9 protein-coding genes and 1 pseudogene are annotated in these 23,070 nt (G+C 46.8%); 4 read left to right on the top strand and 6 right to left on the bottom strand.

The annotated features are described in order from the left end of the window. Positions 1-4: 4 nt before the first annotated feature. From BC349_RS11440 to hemN, 6 genes and pseudogenes are all read right to left on the bottom strand, one after another. A complete protein-coding gene (locus BC349_RS11440) occupies positions 5-1,258 on the bottom strand; it encodes a TolC family protein (RefSeq protein WP_187256907.1) in 1,254 nt (417 codons plus the stop codon). Then, positions 1,245-4,463 (bottom strand): annotated as a pseudogene (locus BC349_RS19980) (efflux RND transporter permease subunit). The gene BC349_RS11440 and the pseudogene BC349_RS19980 overlap by 14 nt, the downstream one beginning before the upstream one ends. A gap of 197 nt (positions 4,464-4,660) precedes the next feature. Beyond that, positions 4,661-5,107 (bottom strand): DUF3347 domain-containing protein, encoded by a 447-nt coding sequence (locus BC349_RS11425; protein WP_187256904.1) that lies wholly within the window; start codon positions 5,105-5,107, stop codon positions 4,661-4,663. A 109-nt stretch (positions 5,108-5,216) separates the two neighbouring features. After that, entirely contained in the window at positions 5,217-5,615 is a 399-nt protein-coding gene (locus tag BC349_RS11420; RefSeq protein WP_187256903.1) for an HYC_CC_PP family protein, read from the bottom strand. Between the two features lie 87 nt (positions 5,616-5,702). Then, a complete protein-coding gene (locus BC349_RS11415; RefSeq protein ID WP_187256902.1) occupies positions 5,703-6,542 on the bottom strand; it encodes an ATP cone domain-containing protein in 840 nt (279 codons plus the stop codon). A gap of 105 nt (positions 6,543-6,647) precedes the next feature. Further along, positions 6,648-8,036, bottom strand: coding sequence for an oxygen-independent coproporphyrinogen III oxidase (gene hemN / locus BC349_RS11410; protein WP_187256901.1), 1,389 nt, complete (start codon positions 8,034-8,036; stop codon positions 6,648-6,650). A gap of 212 nt (positions 8,037-8,248) precedes the next feature. Here hemN and BC349_RS11405 point away from each other — a divergent pair, with 212 nt between their 5' ends. The 4 genes from BC349_RS11405 to BC349_RS11390 form a co-directional block, all read left to right on the top strand. Beyond that, positions 8,249-10,441 (top strand): TonB-dependent receptor family protein, encoded by a 2,193-nt coding sequence (locus BC349_RS11405; RefSeq protein WP_187256900.1) that lies wholly within the window; start codon positions 8,249-8,251, stop codon positions 10,439-10,441. Between the two features lie 527 nt (positions 10,442-10,968). Next, a complete protein-coding gene (gene ileS, locus BC349_RS11400) occupies positions 10,969-14,364 on the top strand; it encodes an isoleucine--tRNA ligase (RefSeq protein ID WP_187256899.1) in 3,396 nt (1,131 codons plus the stop codon). Positions 14,365-14,401: 37 nt separating this feature from the next. After that, positions 14,402-15,466, top strand: coding sequence for a TraR/DksA family transcriptional regulator (locus BC349_RS11395; protein ID WP_187256898.1), 1,065 nt, complete (start codon positions 14,402-14,404; stop codon positions 15,464-15,466). Between the two features lie 534 nt (positions 15,467-16,000). Next, a partial coding sequence (locus BC349_RS11390) for a beta strand repeat-containing protein (protein ID WP_343063687.1) occupies positions 16,001-23,070 on the top strand: 7,070 nt, incomplete at its 3' end.

The raw sequence follows: 23,070 nt of genomic DNA, 5'->3' as shown, positions 1-23,070 counted from the left end.
TTAGTTATTTTATTTCCAGGATCTTTTCCAGGTCAACCTGGAGCATCAGTAATTCCTGCAATTTGTCCAGGTAGTCCAATTGGGTCATATTCAAAGATTCCCAGGCATCGAATAACATGAACAATTCTTCCGTATTCTGTTCATAGCCCAATTGCATGGTCCGGTAATTATTCCTGAGGGCAGGGATGATATTCGTTTCATACAGTCGCAGCTGGTTTTTTTTCAGGCTTATTTCAGAATACATATTATAGGCCATGCCGGTCATTTCGTTCAGCATCATTTGTTTTTGGGAAGCCAGTGCCTGTGCTTTATAGTGCAGGCTTTCCACATTTGCTTTTGCCATTTTTGCCGACCACCTGGCCATTGGAATTTTAATCATTCCCATCAGGCTGTACTGCAGGGGTTGTCCGCCGAAGCCAAACATGTGGTCATATTTTATACCGAACTGAGGCTTCAGGCTTTGCTTTTCCGTTTCCTGTTTGAGGTACACCAGGCTGATCTCCTGGTCGATTGCCTTTAAGTCGCTGCGGGATTGCGATAATTTTGTTGTGTCCCAATCACCCGGATGGTAATCCCTCACCGTGTAGGTGGTGTCAATATCAAATGGAATGGAAGTTGGCCTGTTCATCAGGCTGTTGATCCTGATGCGTTTGTTGGCTATTTCATTTTCCAGCATCAACTGCATATTCTCCAGGTTGCCCAGGGCCGCCCTGGCTTTGTAGTAGGCGCTCATCTTTTCCATTCCGTTTTTGTACCGGATTTCTGCATTCTTTATCATGAAGTCCAGCAGTTTTCTGTTTTCATCCAGCACGCCGATTTTCTTTTTCAGCAGGATCCATTCGTAGTAGGATTGTTTCGCCTGGGAATACAATTCATTGAGTGTTGCTTTTTTGTTCTCTTTTTCTACGGATGACATTTGGGTCATATAGGCTTCATCGGCATCCAGTTTCTTTTTATTCGGAAACATCTGCTGTCCGCTTAACATAAAGGAACCCATGCCCTTCATATCGCCGTCCTTGCGCATGAGTTTTGGATTGTAAGGGGCCATGAAAAGCCCTGCGCCTGCTTCCGGTGGCATCCAGGAACGGGCCCCTTTCGCGGCGGCATCCATCGAACTGATCTCGGCATCATACATCTTAACAGATGGGTGTGCAGTGGCAATACTGTCCAGGATGGAATCAATGCTCAGCGTTTGTGCTTTACCGGTAATTGCGAGAAAACTCAGCAACAAAGCCGGAATGGTTTTATTCTTTGACATCGATCAAATCAATTTTTCCTTTTCTTTTTAATTCCCGTTCTTTTATCATTTCAAAAACAACGGGTGTTATCAACAGTACGTAGATGGTAGAACTGATAGTTCCGCCGATCAATGGGATGGTAATGGGGCGCATGATATCGCTTCCGACTCCGGTGGCCCACAGGATGGGGATCAGCCCGAAGAGTCCGACTGATACCGTCATCAGTTTTGGCCGAAGGCGTTTCACGGAACCTTCCAGAACGTATGCGCGAATAATCGCTGGGGTCAATGCTGACTTGTTGTTGCCGTATTTCGCCACCATTTTCTCCATCGCTTCATTCAGGTAGATGGTCATCAGCATGGCGGTTTCTATGGCCATTCCGAAGAGGGCGATAAAGCCAACTGCCACTGCAACAGACAGATTGACTCCGTAGAAATACACCATGAATATGCCGCCTATCAGGGCGAATGGTACGGTTATCATGGTTACCATTGCTTCTTTGAAGGAATGGTAGGTGAAATAGAGTACCAGGAAGATGATGACGATTACAATTGGCAGGATCATGGTAAGGGTTCGGTTGGCCCTGATCTGGTTTTCCCATTGTCCGCTCCATTCCAGGAAATAACCTTTGGGCAGGCGGGTGATCATCTGGTTCAGTTTTTCCTGGGCCTCCTGTACGGTGCTGCCAAGATCCCGCTCGCGAACATTGAATAATACGGTTCCCCTCAGCATGGCATTTTCAGAATTGATCATAGGAGGGCCATCGTTGAGTTTTATATCAGCCACAGCCTCCAGGGGAACAGGGCCAAAGTCCATGGTCTGCACCTGCAACCGTTTTAATGATTCCAGGTTATTTCTGAAATCCTGTCCATAACGGGCATTAACCGAAAATCTTTGCCGGCCTTCGATGGTGGTGGTAAGCTTCATTCCGCCAAGTGCGCTTTCAATCACGGCATTTACATCATCCACGCTTAACCCGTATCGGCCAATCTCATGGCGGCGAATGGTAATATCGATATACCTGCCTCCGGTGATGGGTTCCACATAAAGGTCCTTGATGCCATCAATACCCTGTAGCTGGTTTTTGATGGTTTGTGCAAAGGCATAAATGGAATCAAGGTTTTGTCCATAAACTTTTAAACCTACATCCGTTCTGATACCGGTAGATAACATGTTGATGCGGTTGATGATGGGTTGCGTCCAGCCATTGGTTACGCCTGGTATCTGCATTTTTGCATTAAGCTCGTTAATGATGTCGTTTTTGGTAAGTCCGGCTCTCCATTCCTGTTTGGGTTTCAGCAGGATGATGGTTTCGATCATGCTGATGGGGGAGTTGTCGGTGGCTGTATTGGCGCGGCCTGCTTTTCCCAGTACATGCGAAACTTCGGGCAGGTTGCGGATCAGTTTGTCCTGCACCTGGAGTAATCTTTTGGCTTCCGCATTGGAAACATCGGGCAGGGTCACAGGCATGAACAGGAGTGAGCCTTCATCGAGTGGTGGCATGAATTCAGAACCAAGGCGGGTCATCATGATGATGCCTGTAGCCAGGGCCAGGATATTAATACCAATGACCGTTTTCCTCCATTTCAGGCACCATGTCAGGATGGGGGTATATACTTTTTCAAGTGTCCTGGTAATGGGGTTGGCATTTTCCGGTTTCATGCGGCCTTTCAAGAGAAATGAAATCAGCACCGGGGTCAGGGTAATGGCCAGCACAGCATCAACCAGCAGGATAAAGGTTTTTGTCCAGGCCAGCGGATGAAACAGTTTTCCTTCCATTCCGGTCAGCAGGAAAACGGGCAGGAAAGAAGTAACTACAATAATGGTCGAATAAAAAACCCCGGGCCCGACCTGTCTGGATGATTTTTCTATGATCCCCAGTCGTTCTTCACCCGACAGGGGATCCTTATTATTTTTAAACCACTTAGTCATAGTGTGGATTTAAGGAGTTGAAGTTGTTTTTTCTGATTGGGCCTCACTGAGATGCCTGTACGCATTTTCAACCATTACGATGCCGTCATCTACCACTACTCCGATGGCAAGCGCAATTCCGGTCAGGGACATGATGTTGGAGGAAATGCCAAAGGCCTCCAGCAGGATAAAACCGATGGCCACGGAGATGGGTAACTGGATGAGGATGACAAGCGCGCTGCGCCAGTGAAAAAGGAACAGCAGCACCACGATGGAAACCGATATCATGATCTCGATCAATGAACCTTTTATGGATTCAATAGCCTCACCGATAAGGGTGCTGCGGTCGTAGGAGGTTTTAAAACTTACGCCTTCCGGCAGTCCTTTTTCCACTTCCGCCATTTTGATTTTGATGTTACGGATTACCTTGTCGGCATTTTCACCATAGCGCATCACCACAATGCCCCCGACAACCTCTCCCTTTCCATCCATATCGAAGATGCCTAGCCGAAGATCTCCACCCATCTGAACACTGCCGATATCTTTTACCCTTACCGGGATACCATTGTAATTTCCAAGGGCAATGCTTTCAACGTCTTCAATATTCTTAATATATCCGAGGCCGCGGATGATATAGGCCATATCGCTCATCTCAAATTTCCTTCCACCCACATCATTGTTATTGGCTTTTATTTTGTTCATGACATCCATCAGGGAGATGTTATAGAACTGCAGCTTCACCGGATCAACTACCAACTGGTATTGCTTTTCAAATCCACCGTAGGATGCTACTTCTGCCACACCGGGCACCGTTTGCAACGCGAATTTGATGTACCAGTCCTGTAATGCCCTTTGTTCGCCGAGATCCATTTTCGGGGCATCCAGGTGATACCAGTAAATATGTCCTACACCTGTACCGTCGGGACCCAGGCTGGGGGTTACTCCCTGGGGAAGGAGCCGCTGCGCGAAATTCAATCTTTCCAGTACGCGGGTACGGGCCCAGTAGATATCGGTATTGTCTTCGAAAATGACATACACGAAACTCATGCCGAACATGGAAGATCCCCGGATGTTTTTGATCTTTGGGATGCCCTGAAGGTTGCTTACCAGTGGGAAGGTAACCTGGTCCTCAATGACCTGGGGGCTGCGTCCCATCCATTCGGTAAATACGATTACCTGGTTTTCGCTCAGGTCAGGGATGGCGTCGATCGGGTTTTGCCTGATAGAATAAATGCCCCAGGCAAACAGGCCTGCTGCCAGCAGCAGCACGATGAACCTGTTACGCAGCGACAACTCTATTAATTTCTGAACCATGATTTTTGGTTGTAATTATTGAATCTGTTCTTCAATTGAACCGCAGGTAAGCATTTCAGAACCGAAATAGGGATTTTTTATTTCCATGGATTCGCTGAGCCATAGGGCTCCCTGGTTATTATTGGCCATGGGACAGTGCGCATGATAGAGGGTGCGGCCACCGCCAAAATTTTTGACCAGCTCGTAGAAAGAGTTACTTAACAGGATAAATGATTGCGTTGCCCTTTGATATCGCCGGCACTGGTAGTGATCTGAACAACATGTTCGCTCAAGCCTTGTTCCGATTTGTCGAAGGCTGATTTCTGTTCTGCTGAAAATCTTGATTTGTCAATACCAGCAAGATTTTCCGAAAGTGATTTTGCCGCAGCGGCCGCTTCAACCGGGTTATCTGATGCCAGTGCGTTCTTGATGGTTAGGTAATTCCCGGTAATTGTTTCCAGGGCAGAAGAAATTACCGGGTCTGTATTTTTAAATAAAACCGGAATTATTTTTATTTCATGCGTTTCGGTTGCTGCTGCATGAGGTGTGGAACTGTCACCTGAATGACTGGAATGGTGGTCTTCATGAGATGTATTTTTATGGTCGTTGCAGGAAGTGAATACAATAGCAGTAAGGATGATCAGGCCATATATGAGCTTGTTCATAAAAAATTTGTTTGATAGGTTAATTTGATAACGATGTTCCGTGAGCCCGGATGATGGAAATGCAGATAGCCCGGCAGAATTTTGCCCGGGCGCTACAACTTAACAGGAATCAGATCAGGAAAACACAATTACGGATATGCAGTTCAATGCCGGTGTGTCGGGGCGGGGCATTGCTTACAGGCTTTTCTTCCGCAAGGGAAGGAATGGTGGCTGCGGGTAATTCATAAAAAGCAACCGGCAATTCTGATAAGGTAACCTGCATCAACTGGTAGAAAGTCTGGACCGTCTTCTGGTCCTTTTCTATACTTATCTGGGTTACTTCGTCTTTGCAGCAGCCATTGTCCTGGCCAACTGTTTTATCCATGCCACAATTAGCACAATGTTTCGATTCATTATCAGCCAGGCCCCAATCCACCAGTTTTCCCATACAGTAATGCAACTGAACTGTTGCGCCTGTGGTGGCGGTGAAATAAACAAAGGTTAATATGGCTACCAGAATCTTTTTCATGAAAGGAAGCAGCTACAAAAGTAGAGTTAATTCAACCATATAATTTACAAAATTTCCGGGGAAACTTATATGATTTCTGGCCGGGATTTACTCGCAAAGGATTTTTGCTTCCCTGATAATTCTGCTGATTCTTTCTTCCGAAATATTCAATTCGGTCAGTATCTGCTCCTGGCCGATGATGGATTTGCTCAGGATGATCCCTTTTTCGAGTAACGATTTTTTCTCGTGGTTGGTGATAGACATTAAACTGGTTACCGGGTAAAGCTTGTATTTGTCGATATTGTGTCTCAGGCTGTTATTAGCGGGGTAGTCCCAGCTGATCATTAACAGTCCCATACATTCTCCATAGGCGAGTGCGTCCGCAGAAAACCGGGTATTGGTAACCAGTCCGCCCCTGTGCTTCTTCTCCCCGTCTCCTGTTTGTTTGAGCCAGTTTGCAATGATGTCTGTAAATCTTGCCTGGATGTACAGGGGGATTTTCACGCTGCAGAACTGTCCCTGTTCATGGTGAAACTTACATTCCACCATGAAATAACTGTCTTCCAGTTCTGCCAGGATGTCAACTTCATGGTTTACGCAATTGCCGGCGATTATGTTACCTACCGAAATTTTATATCCCTGGAATTTCATCAGTTCGCCGATATATTTTTCAAAAGGGAATCCCGTGGGACCCAGTTCAAAAATGGCTTTTTTCAGTTTATATCGGGAGGCTGCCGGTCGTGATTTTTTTCGCAACAGGGAGAATGCAATTTTATAGATGGCCCTGGTTGACATGCCCTCAAAAAGAGAAGCATTCACCTGATCGATGATGGTTTCAACTTCTTTCTCTGCTGCGCCGGAACGCATCAGGGAATTTCTGAGTTTTTGCTCATCAAATTCTGCCATCTCGCCCGACATCTTAGTTACAAAAATCTTTTTTTCCGGCATGGGGAATCAGGAATTCAACTGGTGATAAGAATGTTCTTTGGTGGCCTTTTAACCAGGGCGCCATTTGGTGCAAGATACAAATTGAACCGGCATGCTCATAAGAGATTAAATGGCTTTGCTGAACAGTTGATTGACACCGGATTTATTTTTTCTTTGTAAATGCAGGTCAAATGCACTGCAGATATTCCTGATAAAATGGTGTCCTTTTTTGGTTACCGACAATCCACTGTAATCCCAGGCAACCAGGCCATCGGCCGCGAGGGAATGCAGCAGAGGAAAGCTGAAGGCTTCCAGCAGGGGAAGGTGAGCGGGATCGAATGCTGCGGTGCCCCTGCAACTGATGTCCAGTATGTATTGTTTAAACACCTCATCTTCAGTAGTCAGAAAATATCCTTTGGTTACGGCCAGTTTACCTGCTTCGATGGCGGCATAATATTCCCTGATGGTTTTTTTATTTTGCGCATATGCATTACCGATATCACTGATGCTTGATACGCCCAGACCTATCAGCATGGAAGTTGCCTGTGTGGTATAACCCATAAAATTCCGGTGCAACCTTGGCTGGTTGGTTGTTTCAGTTACTGAACCATATCTGGCCCTGTACAATTCATCTGAGGGAAGTGCAAAATGGTCCATTCCGATATCGCTGTATCCGTTCATGGCGAAGTGGAATTTTCCGAGACGGTATAATTGCATTTTGAGATCAGCAGAAGGCAGGTCTTTTTCGTCGAACAGCCTTTGTCCGCGGCTGGTCCAGGGTACATGTGCGTAGCTGTAAAAAGCTACCCTGTCTGGTTTCAGAGAAATAACCTGATCCAGTGTTCGTTCCATGCTTTCCAGGGTTTGCCTGGGGAGGCCATAGATCAGGTCGAAGTTCACTGAAGTATAACCGATTTCTCTGGCCATCGCGGTAGCCCTGGCAACATTTTCAAAAGGCTGAATGCGATTGATGATAAACTGGACAGTTGGATCATTGTCCTGCACCCCGTAGCTAACCCGGCGGAAGCCGAGATCGTAGAGTACCTGCAGGTGTTCCCGGGTAGTATTGTTGGGATGGCCTTCCACGCTGAAAGAATGATCGGGATGGATGACGCCAAATTGAAGGATAGTGGAAAGCAATTTATGCAGGTTGGCGGGGGAGAAAAAAGTAGGTGTTCCGCCCCCCAGGTGCAATTCGCGGATGACGGGTTTCTCCGGCATCATCTGCAGGTAGAGACGCCATTCACGAACCACTGCCTTGATATATTCCCCTTCCACATGGTGGTTAGTGGTGATTTTTTTATTGCAGCCGCAATAAGTGCAGAGTGATTCGCAGAAGGGCAGGTGGATGTAGAGGCTGATTCCTTCCTTTTGGTTGTGTACCTGGAATTGCTGCGCAAAATTTTTTGCCCATTCTGCCGGGTCGATCTCATCCTTCCAATTAGGCACCGTCGGGTAGCTCGTGTAACGTGGCACGGGCAGGTTATATTTCTCCAGTAGTCCCTGGCTTATCATATTTCAGTTTTATTAAGGGGCAAAATAATAGCAGTTGGCAGGGGCGTGGATTGACTTCTGCAATTGGGCTTTATGATTTTAATCAATTTATCATCGCAATGTCATGGAACTGTCAGGTTGGTTTGTTTTTCCTGATTGCGTAAGTCCTTTTTCCTGATTGCGTAAACTGACACAGGTGATACAGAGCGAGTTTTGCGTCCGAATAGTGTTTTATGAGAAAAATTACTTTATTGTCGTTTTTGGTATTTGGATGGTCGATTGCGGCCGTTGCACAGAAAGGGGAGGATACCGGGGCTTTCAGGCAGGACATGCCCCAGGTTCTGGTGGTAGGATATAAGGATAAATTGTTAAGTAAAGTTCCCGGCTCGGTTTCGGTGTTACGCTTTAAGGATATCCGGCAGATGGCGCCGGTTAGCGGCAATGATGTGATGAAAAGGGTACCCGGATTGAATGTGGTGGATGAGGAAGGAGCCGGGCTCAGGATAAATATTGGGGTAAGGGGGCTTGACCCGGACAGGAGCCGTAATCTGCTGATGCTGGAAGACGGCGTACCTGTGGCATTGAATCCTTATGGCGAGCCGGAAATGTATTTCACTCCTGTTATTGATAAGGTAAGAAATATTGAAGTGCTGAAAGGAAGCGGCCAGGTGATGTTTGGTCCGCAGACAATCGGGGGAGTGGTGAATTTGATTACTGCCGACCCGCCGGAGAAAGAAAAAACGGAGTTGCGGATCAAAGGCGGGCAGGGCGGATTTTTTTCAGGCTATGCCAGTTATGGTAATACCGTCGGCAATGTCGGATTCATTGTGAGCGTCCTGCGCAAACAGGCAGATAATATTGGTCCCACCTGGTTTCGCATTAATGATGTGAGTGCTAAAGTCAGGGTTAAACTAAGCGAAAAAGGAAGTGTCGGGATGAAACTGGGTTTTTATGATGAGATATCCAATTCAACCTATGTTGGGCTGACACAAACAATGTGGGACCAGGGGGGGACAGATTATGCCCGGATAGCACCCCATGACCGTTTGCCGGTCCGCAGGTATAATTTCAGTGTAACCCACCAGTATAAGTTTACGGAAAGGGCAAGCCTTCAGACCACGGCATTTGCCTACACTACCACCCGCAACTGGCAGAGGCAGAATTTCAGCTCCAATCCGGCTGCGACAAACCAAACCGGTGAAGTGTGGGGCGATCCTTCTGTGCCGGGCGGGGCCTTATTTATGCAGAACAGCAATGGGCACCGGAACAGGCAATTTGAGGTAGCGGGGGTGGAACCCAGGCTGGTAGTAAAAGGAATGATTGCCGGAAAGGAAAATAAACTCCAGACAGGTGTTCGGTTTTTATATGAGAAAGCAAACGAGCAGTTTATCGTTGGGAAAAAGGCCGATGCAACAGCAGGTGACCTGCGCGATAACGAGGTTCGCAGTGGCAATGCCCTCAGTGCTTATTTACAGGATGAACTGAACCTGACAGAAAGATTAACCATCAATGCGGGTGTAAGGATGGAGCATTTTGATTATGCGCGCAGAATTCTTCGCGGTCGTTTTTCTGTAAACGGAACTACGGTTGTAGCAGATACAAATGTGGTTGCAAAGGATAAGGTATTTGGGATAATTCCCGGTGCCGGTTTTTCTTACCTGCTTCATGATGACATCACTATTTTTGGCGGGGTGCATAAAGGGTTTGCACCTCCGCGTACCAAGGATGCGATCACATCAACCGGTATGGCGATTCAGCTGGATGAAGAAAGCAGCTGGAATTACGAACTGGGTATGCGATATAATAATAATGAGTGGGTCAGTGGTGAGTTGACATTTTTCGCCATGAGTTTTGGTAACCAGATCATACCTGTTTCACAGTCAAGTGGCAATTCCAATGCAACCGGGTTGGCCAATGGCGGACGTACCCTGCATAAAGGGCTGGAAGGCGCCTTGCAGCTTGACCTGGGAAAAGCTTTTGGTTGGGAGCATTCGCTGACAGTTGGGAATAATTTTACGTTTGTAGATAGTCGTTATGTGGAAGACCGATTCATTGAAAGTGGCAGTGACAAGGTTAATGTAAGGGATAACAAGCTGCCCTATGCGCCTTCCTTTATCTGGAATGGTTCGATTGGGTTTGAGGCAAAAAAAGGCTGGGGGCTGAGAATGCTGGGAAATTATGTGACGGAGCAATATTCGGATGAACTGAATACTGAGCTGCCAACTGCCAATGGACGTATCGGTAAGATTGATGCCAGGTTTTTATTTGATGCCAGTGTTTGGTATCAGTTTCCGAGCAGGAATATTACCCTGAGTGTCTGTGCCAAAAATCTGGGTGATAACCGGTATATCGCCAGCAGGCGTCCTGAAGGAATTAAAGTGGGGCTGCCGGCTTTTGTAACTGCGGGGATTGATATAGTGTTTTAAGACATTTGAAGAACCGTTATATCTGGCGCCTGGCGAAAGCCGGGCGTTTTTATGCGTCTGACGCGCGTCTGACGTACGTCAGACGCGCGTCAGACGCATAAAAAGAGGAAGGGGGCTAGACAACCCCCTATTTTAACCCCTAAACCCTAAACCGTAGATAGTTTTCCGGTATAATTCCGGAGTATTTTTAAGGTGACCTGATCACCATTAATTTCGTTGCGTTCTTTGGATAAATAGTTTCAGAAATTATGCCAAACGCCGAAAATGTGGAAAAGTCAATCCCTCTTAAAGGCTGTAAATGAGTTTTTTAACAGATTTTCTTTGAAATTTATCCGTTTAACCATCACCGTTGGTTTATCTACGAATCGGTACTCGTAAAACTGCAACGAAATATTTCACCAGGGGCAGCGTGTGATTACGAACGCGGCCAGCACCCTAATCCATCCGGTTGCCGCGGAATTTCAGTAACTTCGCGTCTATTTCGAAATATCGATTTTATAAGTCCTTAAGAATCAGCGTTTTTATATATGGCAGCGAAGTATCGTGAGTTTCAACAGTTGAATTTGCCCTCCATCGAAACAGAGATCCTGGCCAAATGGACCGAACACCAGGCTTTTGAACATAGTGTTTCGATCAGGGAAGGCGCCACTCCATTTGTGTTTTATGAGGGACCTCCAAGTGCCAATGGAATGCCCGGAATCCATCACGTTATTTCGCGGACCCTTAAAGACCTGGTATGCCGCTATAAGACCATGCAGGGGTACCAGGTAAAAAGAAAGGGTGGTTGGGATACCCATGGTCTGCCTATAGAATTGGGTGTGGAGAAGGAACTTGGCATCACCAAGGAAGACATTGGAAAAACTATCAGTGTAGAGGAGTACAACCAGAAATGCCGTGAAGCCGTATTACGCTTCAAAGACAAATGGGATGACCTCACCAATAAAATGGGTTACTGGGTTGACCTGAACGATCCTTATATCACATTTCAGAATGAATACATTGAAACCCTCTGGTGGCTGTTGAAGCGACTGCATGAAAAGGGATTATTATATAAAAGTGTAAGCATCCAACCCTATTCTCCGGCTGCAGGAACCGGACTCAGTTCACATGAACTGAATCAGCCCGGTACCTATAAGGATGTAAAGGATACCTCTGCCGTTGCGATGTTCAAGGTTATTGAAAATTCGGAAAGTCAGTTCCTTTTTGATGCCGCTAATCAGACTTCAACCGGCAGCGATCAGTCTTCACCAGAAGTGTTTTTCCTCGCATGGACAACCACACCCTGGACCCTGCCATCCAACCTGGGCCTGACCGTTGGACCGAATATAGATTATGTACTGGTAAAGACATTCAATCCGTATACGCACCTTCCGGTAAATGTTGTGCTGGCAAAATCCTTGCTGGGTAAGTATTTCAAGCCGGAAGGGGAGAATGGCGACTTTGAGGGTTATACTGCTGAAACCAAACTGCTTCCCTGGGAAATCATTGCGGAGTGCAAGGGAAAAACACTTGAGCATTGCCGTTATGAACAGTTACTCCCTTATGAAGCAAACAGTGCAGAGAAGGCAGGAGGGGATCCATTCAGGGTATTGTGTGACACATTTGTAACCACAGAAGACGGTACCGGTATCGTACATACGGCGCCGGCATTCGGAGCGGATGACTATAAAGTGGGTAAGAAGTATGGCATTGGAATCCTGACAATGGTGGATCGTGAAGGTAAGTTTGTTGACGGCCTTGGCGAATTCAGCAATCGTTATGTAAAGAATTACAAGGACGATGCAAATTATGTGGACGTCAATATCGACATCAGCGTAAAACTGAAGAAGGAGAACCGGGCCTTTAAGGTAGAAAAATACGAACACAGTTACCCGCATTGCTGGAGGACTGACAAGCCGGTATTGTATTATCCCCTGGATGCCTGGTTCATCAGAACCACTGCAATAAAGGACAGGATGGTGGAACTGAACAGGACCATCAACTGGAAGCCAAAGGCCACCGGCGAGGGCCGCTTTGGAAACTGGCTGGAAAACATGGTTGACTGGAACCTGAGCCGGAGCCGTTACTGGGGAACGCCCCTGCCCATCTGGCGCACTGCTGACGGCGCTGAAGAAAAATGTATCGGCTCAATAGAGGAACTTAATTCGGAGATCCGCAAGGCCGGCGAAGTGCTTGGTGGTGAAGTGAATAAAAATTACCTGCATAATGGTATCCTTGACCTGCACAAACCTTATGTAGATGAGGTGGTGCTGGTAAGCTCTAAGGGGGAGCCAATGCATCGCGAACCGGACCTGATCGATGTTTGGTTCGACAGCGGGGCCATGCCCTATGCACAATGGGGGCTGGACCAGGAAAAGTTGAAAGCCGGATCCGACAAACCATTCAATGCACCTTTTGACCAGAATTTCCCGGCTGATTTTATTTGTGAAGGGGTGGATCAGACAAGGGGATGGTTCTATACACTGCATGCGTTGGGGGCTTTGTTGTTTGATAGTGTAGCCTATAAGACCGTTGTGTCCAACGGGCTGGTACTTGACAAGAACGGCAACAAGATGAGTAAGCGTCTGGGTAATGTGGTGGACCCGTTCAGGACCATTGAAACCTATGGGGCTGATGCCACCAGGTGGTACCTGATTACCAATGCATCCCCTTGGGACAGCCTGAAATTTGACCTGGAAGGGATCAAGGAAGTTCAGCGTAAATTCTTTGGTACCTTATATAATACCTATCAGTTTTTTGCCCTTTATGCCAATGTAGACGGGTTTGCCTTCAGGGAGGCCTATATACCCTTGTCGGAGAGGCCTGAAATTGACCGCTGGATACTCTCCTCACTGAATACGCTGGTGAAGGATGTGACGGTGGCATTTGACGATTATGAACCGACCATTGCGGGTCGTTTGGTGGAAGATTTTGTGGATGAACACCTCAGTAACTGGTATGTAAGGCTTTGCCGTCGCCGGTTCTGGAAGGGAGACTATTCCGCAGACAAGATAGCGGCCTACCAGACCCTGTATGAGTGCCTGGAAACCATAACGCGCCTGATAGCCCCGGTATCGCCATTCTTTGCGGACTGGTTATTTGGTAACCTGAATGCGGTAACGGGCCGTTATGCCGAGACATCCGTTCACCATGTATTATACCCTGTTGCAGATGGAACAAAGATGGATCCCGCCCTTGAAGAGCGGATGCAACTGGCCCAGGATGCGTCTTCATTGGTGCTAGGGCTGCGCAAGAAGGTAAATATCAAGGTAAGGCAGCCCTTGCAGCGGATATTGATCCCTGTTTTGAATCCTGCTATGAGGGAGCAGCTGGAAAAAGTGGCGGACCTGGTGAAATCTGAGGTCAATGTGAAGGAGGTTCAGTACCTGACAGACGCGGATGGTTTCATCAAGAAAAAGATCAAACCCAATTTCCAGGCCCTGGGTAAGCGATTGGGTGGAAAAATGAAAGCGGTGAGTGCAGCGATTGCGGAATTTGACCAGGAAGCCATTTCAAAGCTGGAAAAAGAAGGTTCATATTCTTTGGAATTTGATAGCGAACCCTTAATATTACAAATCCATGAGGTTGAAATAACCAGTGAGGATATTCCCGGCTGGATGGTGAGTTCGAAAGGGGCCTTAACGGTTGCACTGGATGTAACGGTTACTCCTGAGCTGGAGCAGGAAGGTAATGCAAGGGAATTGGTGAACAGGATCCAGAAGATCCGGAAGGACAACGGCTATGAGCTGACCGACCGAATCCTGGTGAAGCTGGCAGAAGCAGGCAATCTTGCTGAATCGATCCGCCAGTTTTCGTCTTATATTAAGGCGGAGGTCCTGGCAGACGGTTTGGAACTGGTTGATACTATGGGAGAAGAGGCGATGGCGATTGAAGTGAATGAGCAATCTGTGAAAGTTTGGGTGGAAAAAGCGACCCGATCCTGATAAAAGAAAAATTCATCACCGGATAAAAGGAAGAAATATGGCAACAAACAAAAAGGCCTCCGCTTCCGCCAAGACTAAAGCGGGTGGAACCGCGAAAGCCTCGGCTACTGCGGCGAAAAAGGTTGCTCCGGCAAAGCATACAGCCTCTGCCAAACCGGCCCCGGCGCCAGCCAAAAAGGCGGCTGCCAAGCCAGTGGCAAAAAAGGCTGCAACGCCGGATAAAAAGACTGCATCCAAGGCAGCCCCTGCGCCTGCCAGGTCGGCGAAGCCCATCAAACCTGCTGCCAAAGCTTCTAAAGCTGCTGTACCGCCGTCAAAGGCAGGCAAGGCTGTAGCACCGGTTAAAAAGGCTGATGTGCCTGCACCGAAAAAAGCTGCCCCTGCGCCGTCAAAACCTGTAATTAAAAAAGAAGAACCCGCAAAAAGGGTTGCTGAAGTAAAAGCTGCCCCTGCCAAAACCTCCGCCAACGGTGGGAAAGCAGCGGCTGGTAAATCTGCCCCTGTAAAAACTATTAAAGCGGTATCCAAATCTGTTACGGCCAGGCCCGCTGTTGTTAAGGACGACAGTAAACAGACCACACCGATACCAATCAAAAAACCGGCACCTCCTCCGGAGAAAAGACCATCCAAGGTGGTGATGCCAGAAATTAAAACGAAAACTGTGAAACCTTATAATCCTGACTTTACGAAAAGTGTGCTGGACCAGGACAATCCGATTCCTTCCGGGCCGACAATGCGATATAGTGATGGTGAATTGGTAGAATTCAAAGAGCTCATCAATAAGAAGCTGGATGCTGCCAAAAAAGAGCTGGCTTACCTTCAGGGGTTGATCACGCGTAAGGATGAAATGGGAGGGGACGAGAGCGAAAGCCGTTATATGACCATGGAAGACGGCAGTGTGAGTATGGAGCGTGAGCAACTGGCCCAGATGGCAAGTCGCCAGATCACTTTTATTGATCACCTGGAGAAAGCCCTGATGCGCATTGAGAACAAGACCTATGGCATCTGCCGCGTAACCGGTAAGCTGATTGACAAGGCCCGTTTGCGCGCTGTGCCGCATGCTACGCTGAGTATTGAAGCGAAGAATACTATGAATAAATAGTTATACCTGGATTCAGGCCGATTTTCAGCCTGAACAGTGGTGGAAATAGTTGTATGAATTAAAAAGAGCCTCCAAACGGAGGCTTTTTTTATTTATATAATAAAAATTATTCATGGGCGTTATTGATGAGTAATCCGAGAACTACCCCATTAAGACTGAAACCAGAACTGGCATTTCTGTCTGATGCTCCACCGATATTTCATAGATCCATCATATGGATTTAGTCCGGGTTTTCTGCAGCCTGGGTTTTTAAGGGAGTATTTCAACAAGAATCTATTGCCGATTACTGGTAAGCAACCCAGGTATCAAATTTTGAAGTAGAGCTGGTTTGTGCCTGAAAGATGGCTGGTATATTTTTTGAAAAAGCCGGTATCTTTTATTATATTATAATTTGTTCAGATTAATTATCAGGAGGAAAATGCTGCTTTTTTGAACAATAGAAGTAGTGATGTGAAGCAAGAACAGGGGTGATTATTATATATCCAGATCCACATTATCAATGAACCGGAGTTCATTGATATGAAAAAACCAGGAATGACCTTAAACCTAGAAAGACCTATTTCTAACCGCAATGTTAGGAGCCGGAAGTTGAATTTTCCGTTCCTCTTACTATTGTTTTTGCAGGTGTTTTACGCATCTGCATTTGCGTTTGCGGGTGGGGGTGAGGTTGGGTTTGGGAATAATAAAAAACCAATTGTAGTTGGTTGTCCGATTCTCGGTGGAACAATAGGGGGTAATACAGCCACAATATGCGCCGGTGAAGATCCCGGGCAGTTCAATGTAAATACTCCGGCGACAGAATCGGGCATTCCGTTAAACACCATCACGTATCAATGGCAATCGTCGCCGGACGGGACCAGTTGGACAGATATTACGGGTGCCGTTTCACCGGATTATGATGTGCCGGTATTGAGTTCAACCACAATTTATCGCCGTGTTGCAACCCTGGTTGATGGGGCTACTACCTGCTCTGCGTTTTCCAATAATGTAACTATTGCTGTAAATCCCAGGCCAACTGCGGTGTTGAGTGTGGGTGATGCTGTCATTTGCGCAGGCCAATCAACAAATATCAATATTACGTTTACGGGTGGCTCAACATTTAATTTTGAGTTGGATGGCAGTCCGCGGGCAAATATAAGTTCACCATTTTCTTACCCGGTATTTCCGACGGCAACCCAATCTTATCCTGTAACCAGCCTGACGAATAATTTTGGTTGTTCGGCCCTGACTGGTGATATAACGGGGAGTTCGCTGGTTACTGTTAATCCTGTCCCCACTGTAAATGACCCTGCGGATCTTGCAGTATGTAACGGGTCATCTACTGCTACGGTTAGTTTTACGGGTGCTGTAACTGGCACTGTATATAATTGGACAAACAATACTCCAGGTATTGGCCTGGCAGCAAGTGGCACTGGTAATATCGGTTCCTTTACTGCTGTAAACACCGGAACAACTCCGATCACTGCCACCATTACGGTAACACCGACAGCGAATAGTTGTATCGGCACTCCGCAGACATTTACTATCACAGTAAACCCTACTGCAACGGTTACCGATCCAGCAAACCAGACAGTATGTAACGGGTCATCTACTGCTGCGGTTAGTTTTACGGGTGCTGTAACTGGCACTACTTATAGCTGGACCAATGACAATACTGCGATTGGTCTTGGTGCCAGCGGCACTGGTAACATACCTGCGTTCACTGCTGTAAACACCGGATCAACTCCGATCACTGCCACCATTACGGTAACACCGACAGCGAATAGTTGTATCGGCACTCCGCAGACATTTACTATCACAGTAAACCCGACTGCAACGGTTACCGATCCAGCAAACCAGACAGTATGTAACGGGTCATCTACTGCTGCGGTTAGTTTTACGGGTGCTGTAACTGGCACTACCTATAGCTGGACCAATGACAATACTGCGATTGGTCTTGGTGCCAGCGGGACTGGTAACATACCTGCGTTCACTGCCACCAATACCGGAACAACTCCGATCACTGCCACCATTACGGTAACACCGACAGCGAATAGTTGTATCGGCACTCCGCAGACATTTACTATCACAGTAAACCCGACTGCAACGGTTACCGATCCAGCAAACCAGACAGTATGTAACGGGTCATCTACTGCTGCGGTTAGTTTTACGGGTGCTGTAACTGGCACTACCTATAGCTGGACCAATGACAATACTGCGATTGGTCTTGGTGCCAGCGGCATTGGTAACATACCTGCGTTCACTGCTGTAAACACCGGATCAACTCCGATCACTGCCACCATAACTGTAACACCGACAGCGAATAGTTGTATCGGCACTCCGCAGACATTTACTATCACAGTAAACCCGACACCTACTGTAGTTGATCCTGCAAATCAAATACTTTGCAGTGCTGCTGCAACAACTGCTATCAATTTTTCTGGTGCTGTGAATGGCACTACCTATAACTGGACTAATAATAATACCAGCATTGGCCTGGCTGCAAATGGTACTGGTGATATACCTTCATTTATTGCTTCAAATACTGGTGTTGTTCCAGTAACAGCAACTATTACAGTAACACCTACAGCCAATAGTTGTGCTGGACCATCGCAGTCATTTACAATTTCTGTTACCCCGATTCCTACCGCTACAATTAACTATCCTGCAACGGCATTCTGTCGTACAGTGAATACTGCTCAACCTGTATTTCTAACAGGAACCGCCGCCTATACCGGAGGATCCTATTCTTCATCACCTGCCGGCCTGGCACTAAACCCGGCTACAGGCGCAATTACACCCAGTACCAGCGCAGCGGGCACCTATACTATCACTTATACCATACCTGCATCTGGTGGTTGTCCGGCCATACCCGTTACAACAACAGTAACGATAACAGAACTTCCAACTGCTGGCATAACCTACCTTGGAGGTCCATTCTGTGAAAATGATAATACAGCCAGGAATGTTACTTTGTCAGGAACAAGTGGCGGAATATTTTCTGTTTCCCCTGCAACCGGACTTGCTATTAATTCAACAACTGGTTCTTTTGTACCCAATGGAAGTACCCCAGGTGTTTATACAATAACCTATACCATTCCTGCTTCCGGAGGTTGTGCTCAGGTTAGTACCACTACTTCAGTTACAATAACAGAATTACCCACTGCTATAATTTCTTATGCTGGCACACCTTTTTGTACAAGTGTAACCAGTCCACAGCCTGTTACACTTACTGGTAGCGGCAATTACTCTGGTGGCACATACTCTGCATCTTCACCAGGACTTACAATTAGTTCATCAACAGGATCAATCACTCCTTCAACCAGTGCCGCAGGAACTTATATTGTAACCTATACAAAACCCGGATCGGGAGGATGCGCTAACCTGGTTTCAACAACTACTGTTACAATTACCCAGGCACCATCAGCTACCATTAGCTATGCAGGCGGACCTTTCTGTCCGAATACCGGGAATAAACCTGTTACCATAACAGGCACAACAGGTGGAACGTTTTCGTCTACTCCCGGTCTGATAATTAATGCTTCTAACGGTAATATAAATACGAATGCTACAACACCAGGTACTTATACTGTAACCTACCAAATTACTGCTGCCAACGGTTGTGCTTCATTCTCTACCACTACTACGGTAGTAGTGAATGATGCAATAGCACCTGTTCTTATAATACCTGCAACAGCAAACATTCAATGCGGACAGAGTATTTTGCCTGCCAATACCGGACAGGCAACGGCTACCGATAACTGCTCCGGTTCAGTCACAATTAACTACAGCGATGTAACAATTGCCGGTAACTGCGCCGGAAGGTATACCATTACCCGCACCTGGACTGCCATTGATGTAAATAATAATACTTCTACCGGAACTCAAACCATCAATGTTGATGATATAATCCCGCCAACAATTACCTGTACTAATTTTAGTGTAAATACACCGAATGATATACCCCCTCCTGATAACAACACTATTACAGTTATTGATAACTGCGGCGGGCCGGTTACCATTGAATTAATTAGCGAAACATATACAGGTCTTCAAGGTAAACCTGGATTTTGTCCAAGCAGCGTATTGCGCACCTGGAAGGCAACCGATGCCTGTGGCAACACTTCAACCTGTGTGCAGACGATTACGGTGAATGATGTATCCAACTGTACAGTTTGCCAGTCAAATGTTCCTTTCTTTCCAGTGAATCTTGAAGGAAATCCCGATAGCTTGTACATTTCACCTCAAGTGATAAGGGAAGGTCTTTGTTGCGGCGTAACAGGACCTCCGCCTCCAAGGTGTATTTCATTTAACGTATTTCTTGATAAGGATGCTGTCGGAATCATCTTCGACATTTATTCTGGCGCACCCCCTTCTGGCGCATTGTTTTACCAGATTAACTGTGGACCGGAAATTCCGGTTGGAGAGCCGATCTGTTTGGCGGGCAACCAATTCTATACCATCACATTCTGTAAGCCGGGAAATAATCAAAACGAATATTCGATCAGGTCCATCAGTGGTTTGACCGGACAGGAAGGCCTGACAACAAGGGCAGATGCAAAATGTAATGGGCAGTTGTCTTTCACAGGCGTTGATCCCAATACTGTTAGCTGGTCTGTTGTTAGCCCTAATGATCAAAGCCTGCTATCTTATTTATCCTGTACAGACTGCCTTACTCCAACTTTTACACCCGATGCAAATGCCCCTGCATCTATTGTTTATAAGGTTTGTGGTACTCTGCCAAGTAGCCTGCTTTGCGATGGTCAGCCAATAGTTGATTGTAAGGAGGTGACTGTACAGGTTCTGGCTCCGATTAATGTTACAGTTGAAGTGCCGCCATTTGTTTGTCCTAACAATATCCCAACCCTGCAGGCTGTAACAACTCCCGCTTCTTCCATTTTTAATTACCGATGGTTCAATGCGTATGATGGTGCAGGTAGTTTGGTTTCAAGTGGTAGCGCAAATTACAAACCTACTGCGGCCGGTCAGTATTCGGTAGTTGTTACTGAAATTCAAAGCGGCATTTTGTGCAATACTGATACTGCCAACTTTGATGTGGTATTTGATCTTACTAATCCTTTTGTTATACCGCCATCACCACTTACTATCGAATGTAATGATCCGAATGCTCAGGCTGTGATACAGGCATGGCTTGCAACAGCAACAGCAACAGATGCAACCGATCCTGGTGTACAGTTAACTGTAACAAATAATTATCAGAATTTTTCGCAATCATGTAACCTTGTTCGAACCATTACTTTCAGTGCAACGGATGTGTGCGGGAATATCGGCACCGCTACAGCAGATATCATAGTAATTGACCAAACGCCGCCTAATATTTCATGTCCTCCGGCCTTGAATGTTAGCTGTCCATCTGATGTTCCTGCACCTGCTGTCAATTATGCCCAGTTCATAGCTGCCGGGGGAACAGCCTCTGATCTTTGTGATGCGCAACCAGTGATTACCTGGATAGAAGATATAATCAGTAATCAGGATCCCAATTGCGTAAATAGTTATACAATAACCAGGAGATATCGCGCGTCCGATGCTTGTGGTAATTCAATAACCTGCGACCAGACTATAACGGTAAACAATACAGCTCCGCCTCAGGTTCCGGCTAATGCGGGATCAACTGTTCAATGTCCGGCTGACGCTGTTCAGCCTACCCCTGCATTCACGGTATATGATGCATGTGGAACGCCTATAACTCCCACTGTTATATCAAGTGAAGATCCGGAATGCGAAGGAACAAAGACCTATACGTTTACTTATACGGATTGTGCAGGATTGTTCAGCAACTGGGTTTATACTTATATAATTGACCGGATAACACCGCCAGTTGTTCCTGCTAATGCGGGTTCAATTGTTTCCTGCCCTGATGCTACCGATATAGCTCCGGTATTACCAGTGGTTACAGATGTTTGTGGTAATGTATTAACACCATCTGCACCTGAAGTAAGTGTGAAACCAGGTTGTGAGGGAACCAGGACTTACAGGTACACATTCACGGATTGCTCCGGTCTGTCTTCAGTTTGGATTTATACCTATACTGTGGAGCGTTTGCCCTTTGCTGATCCTGTGGATGCCGGATCAACAGTGACTTGTCCGGATGCGACGGATATCGCACCAGTATTACCAACGGTAACGGATAACTGCGGTAATGTATTGACACCATCTGCCCCTGTGATCAGTGCGAAGCCGACCTGTGAGGGAACAAGGAGGTACACTTATACTTATACCGATTGTGAAGGAAATACCCAGAATTGGGTGTATACCTATACTGTGGAGTTTGAGCCCTTTGCTGATCCTGTGGATGCCGGATCAACAGTGGCTTGTCCGGATGCTACTGATATCGCACCAGTGTTACCAACGGTAACGGATAACTGCGGCAGGGTGTTGACGCCATCTGCCCCTGTCATCAGTGCGAAGCCAACCTGCGAAGGAACAAGGAGGTACACCTATACTTATACTGATTGTGAAGGCAATACCCAGGATTGGGTGTATACTTATACTGTGGAGTTTGAACCCTTTGCTGATCCTGTGGATGCGGGATCAACAGTGGCTTGTCCGGATGCGACGGATATCGCACCAGTGTTACCGAGGGTAACGGATAACTGCGGTAATGTATTGACACCATCTGCCCCTGTCATCAGTGCGAAGCCAACCTGCGAAGGAACCAGGACTTACACCTATACTTATACTGATTGTGAAGGAAATACCCAGGATTGGGTGTATACCTATACTGTGGAGTTTGAACCCTTTGTAGATCCTGTGGATGCGGGATCAACAGTGGCTTGTCCGGATGCGACGGATATCGCACCAGTGTTACCAACGGTAACGGATAACTGCGGTAATGTATTGACACCATCAGCTCCTGTGATCAGTGCAAAGCCAGCCTGTGAGGGAACAAGGACCTACACTTATACTTATACCGATTGTGAAGGCAATACCCAGGATTGGGTGTATACCTATACTTTAAGTTCACCAGTATTTACTTTACCTGCGAATGGAGGATCTGTGGTTGCCTGTGTGGCTGAGGCTGTAGTTCCAACCGCTCCTGCTGTAACGGACAACTGTGGTCGTATAATCGATCCAACGGTTTCCGAAGGTGTTGATCCCGAGTGTATCGGTACTAAAGTGTATACTTTCACTTATGAAGATTGTTCGGGTGGTAGCCAAATATGGACCTATACGTACACGATCAGTGCTCCGGTCTTCACGCTTCCAGCCAATGGTGCTTCTATAGTAGCATGTATTGCTGATGCGGTGGTTCCTGTTCCCCCTGTTGTGACAGATAATTGCGGACGTACGCTTGTACCATCTGCTCCTGTGGTAAGTGCAGATCCTTCCTGTGGAGGAACGAAGACCTATGAGTTTACTTACACGGATTGTTCCGGGGCCAGCCAGACCTGGGTGTATACCTATACCTTCCCTGTACCAGAATTTACCTTACCGGCAAATGGTTCATCTGTGGTTAGCTGTCTGTCAGATGCTGTTGTGCCAACAGCGCCTACTGTGGTAGATGCGTGTGGTGCAGCGGTTAGTCCTGTGATGACTGAGAGTTCAGATCCTGCCTGTGTTGGAACCAAGGTTTATACGTTCACCTATTCAAATTGTGCGGGACA

Origin of the sequence: Flavihumibacter stibioxidans (assembly GCF_014332695.1) — a bacterium.
In the GTDB taxonomy this organism is placed as follows: domain Bacteria; phylum Bacteroidota; class Bacteroidia; order Chitinophagales; family Chitinophagaceae; genus Flavihumibacter; species Flavihumibacter stibioxidans.
The sequence above is the reverse complement of the archived record's forward strand: the minus strand, read 5'-3'. Positions and strand labels throughout refer to the sequence as shown.

Coding starts and splice junctions, on each gene's coding strand:
- BC349_RS11440 (WP_187256907.1), bottom strand. CDS start 1,258: ATGTCAAAGAATAAAACCATTCCGGCTTTGTTGCTGAGTTTTCTCGCA.
- BC349_RS11425 (WP_187256904.1), bottom strand. CDS start 5,107: ATGAACAAGCTCATATATGGCCTGATCATCCTTACTGCTATTGTATTC.
- BC349_RS11420 (WP_187256903.1), bottom strand. CDS start 5,615: ATGAAAAAGATTCTGGTAGCCATATTAACCTTTGTTTATTTCACCGCC.
- BC349_RS11415 (WP_187256902.1), bottom strand. CDS start 6,542: ATGCCGGAAAAAAAGATTTTTGTAACTAAGATGTCGGGCGAGATGGCA.
- hemN (WP_187256901.1), bottom strand. CDS start 8,036: ATGATAAGCCAGGGACTACTGGAGAAATATAACCTGCCCGTGCCACGT.
- BC349_RS11405 (WP_187256900.1), top strand. CDS start 8,249: ATGAGAAAAATTACTTTATTGTCGTTTTTGGTATTTGGATGGTCGATT.
- ileS (WP_187256899.1), top strand. CDS start 10,969: ATGGCAGCGAAGTATCGTGAGTTTCAACAGTTGAATTTGCCCTCCATC.
- BC349_RS11395 (WP_187256898.1), top strand. CDS start 14,402: ATGGCAACAAACAAAAAGGCCTCCGCTTCCGCCAAGACTAAAGCGGGT.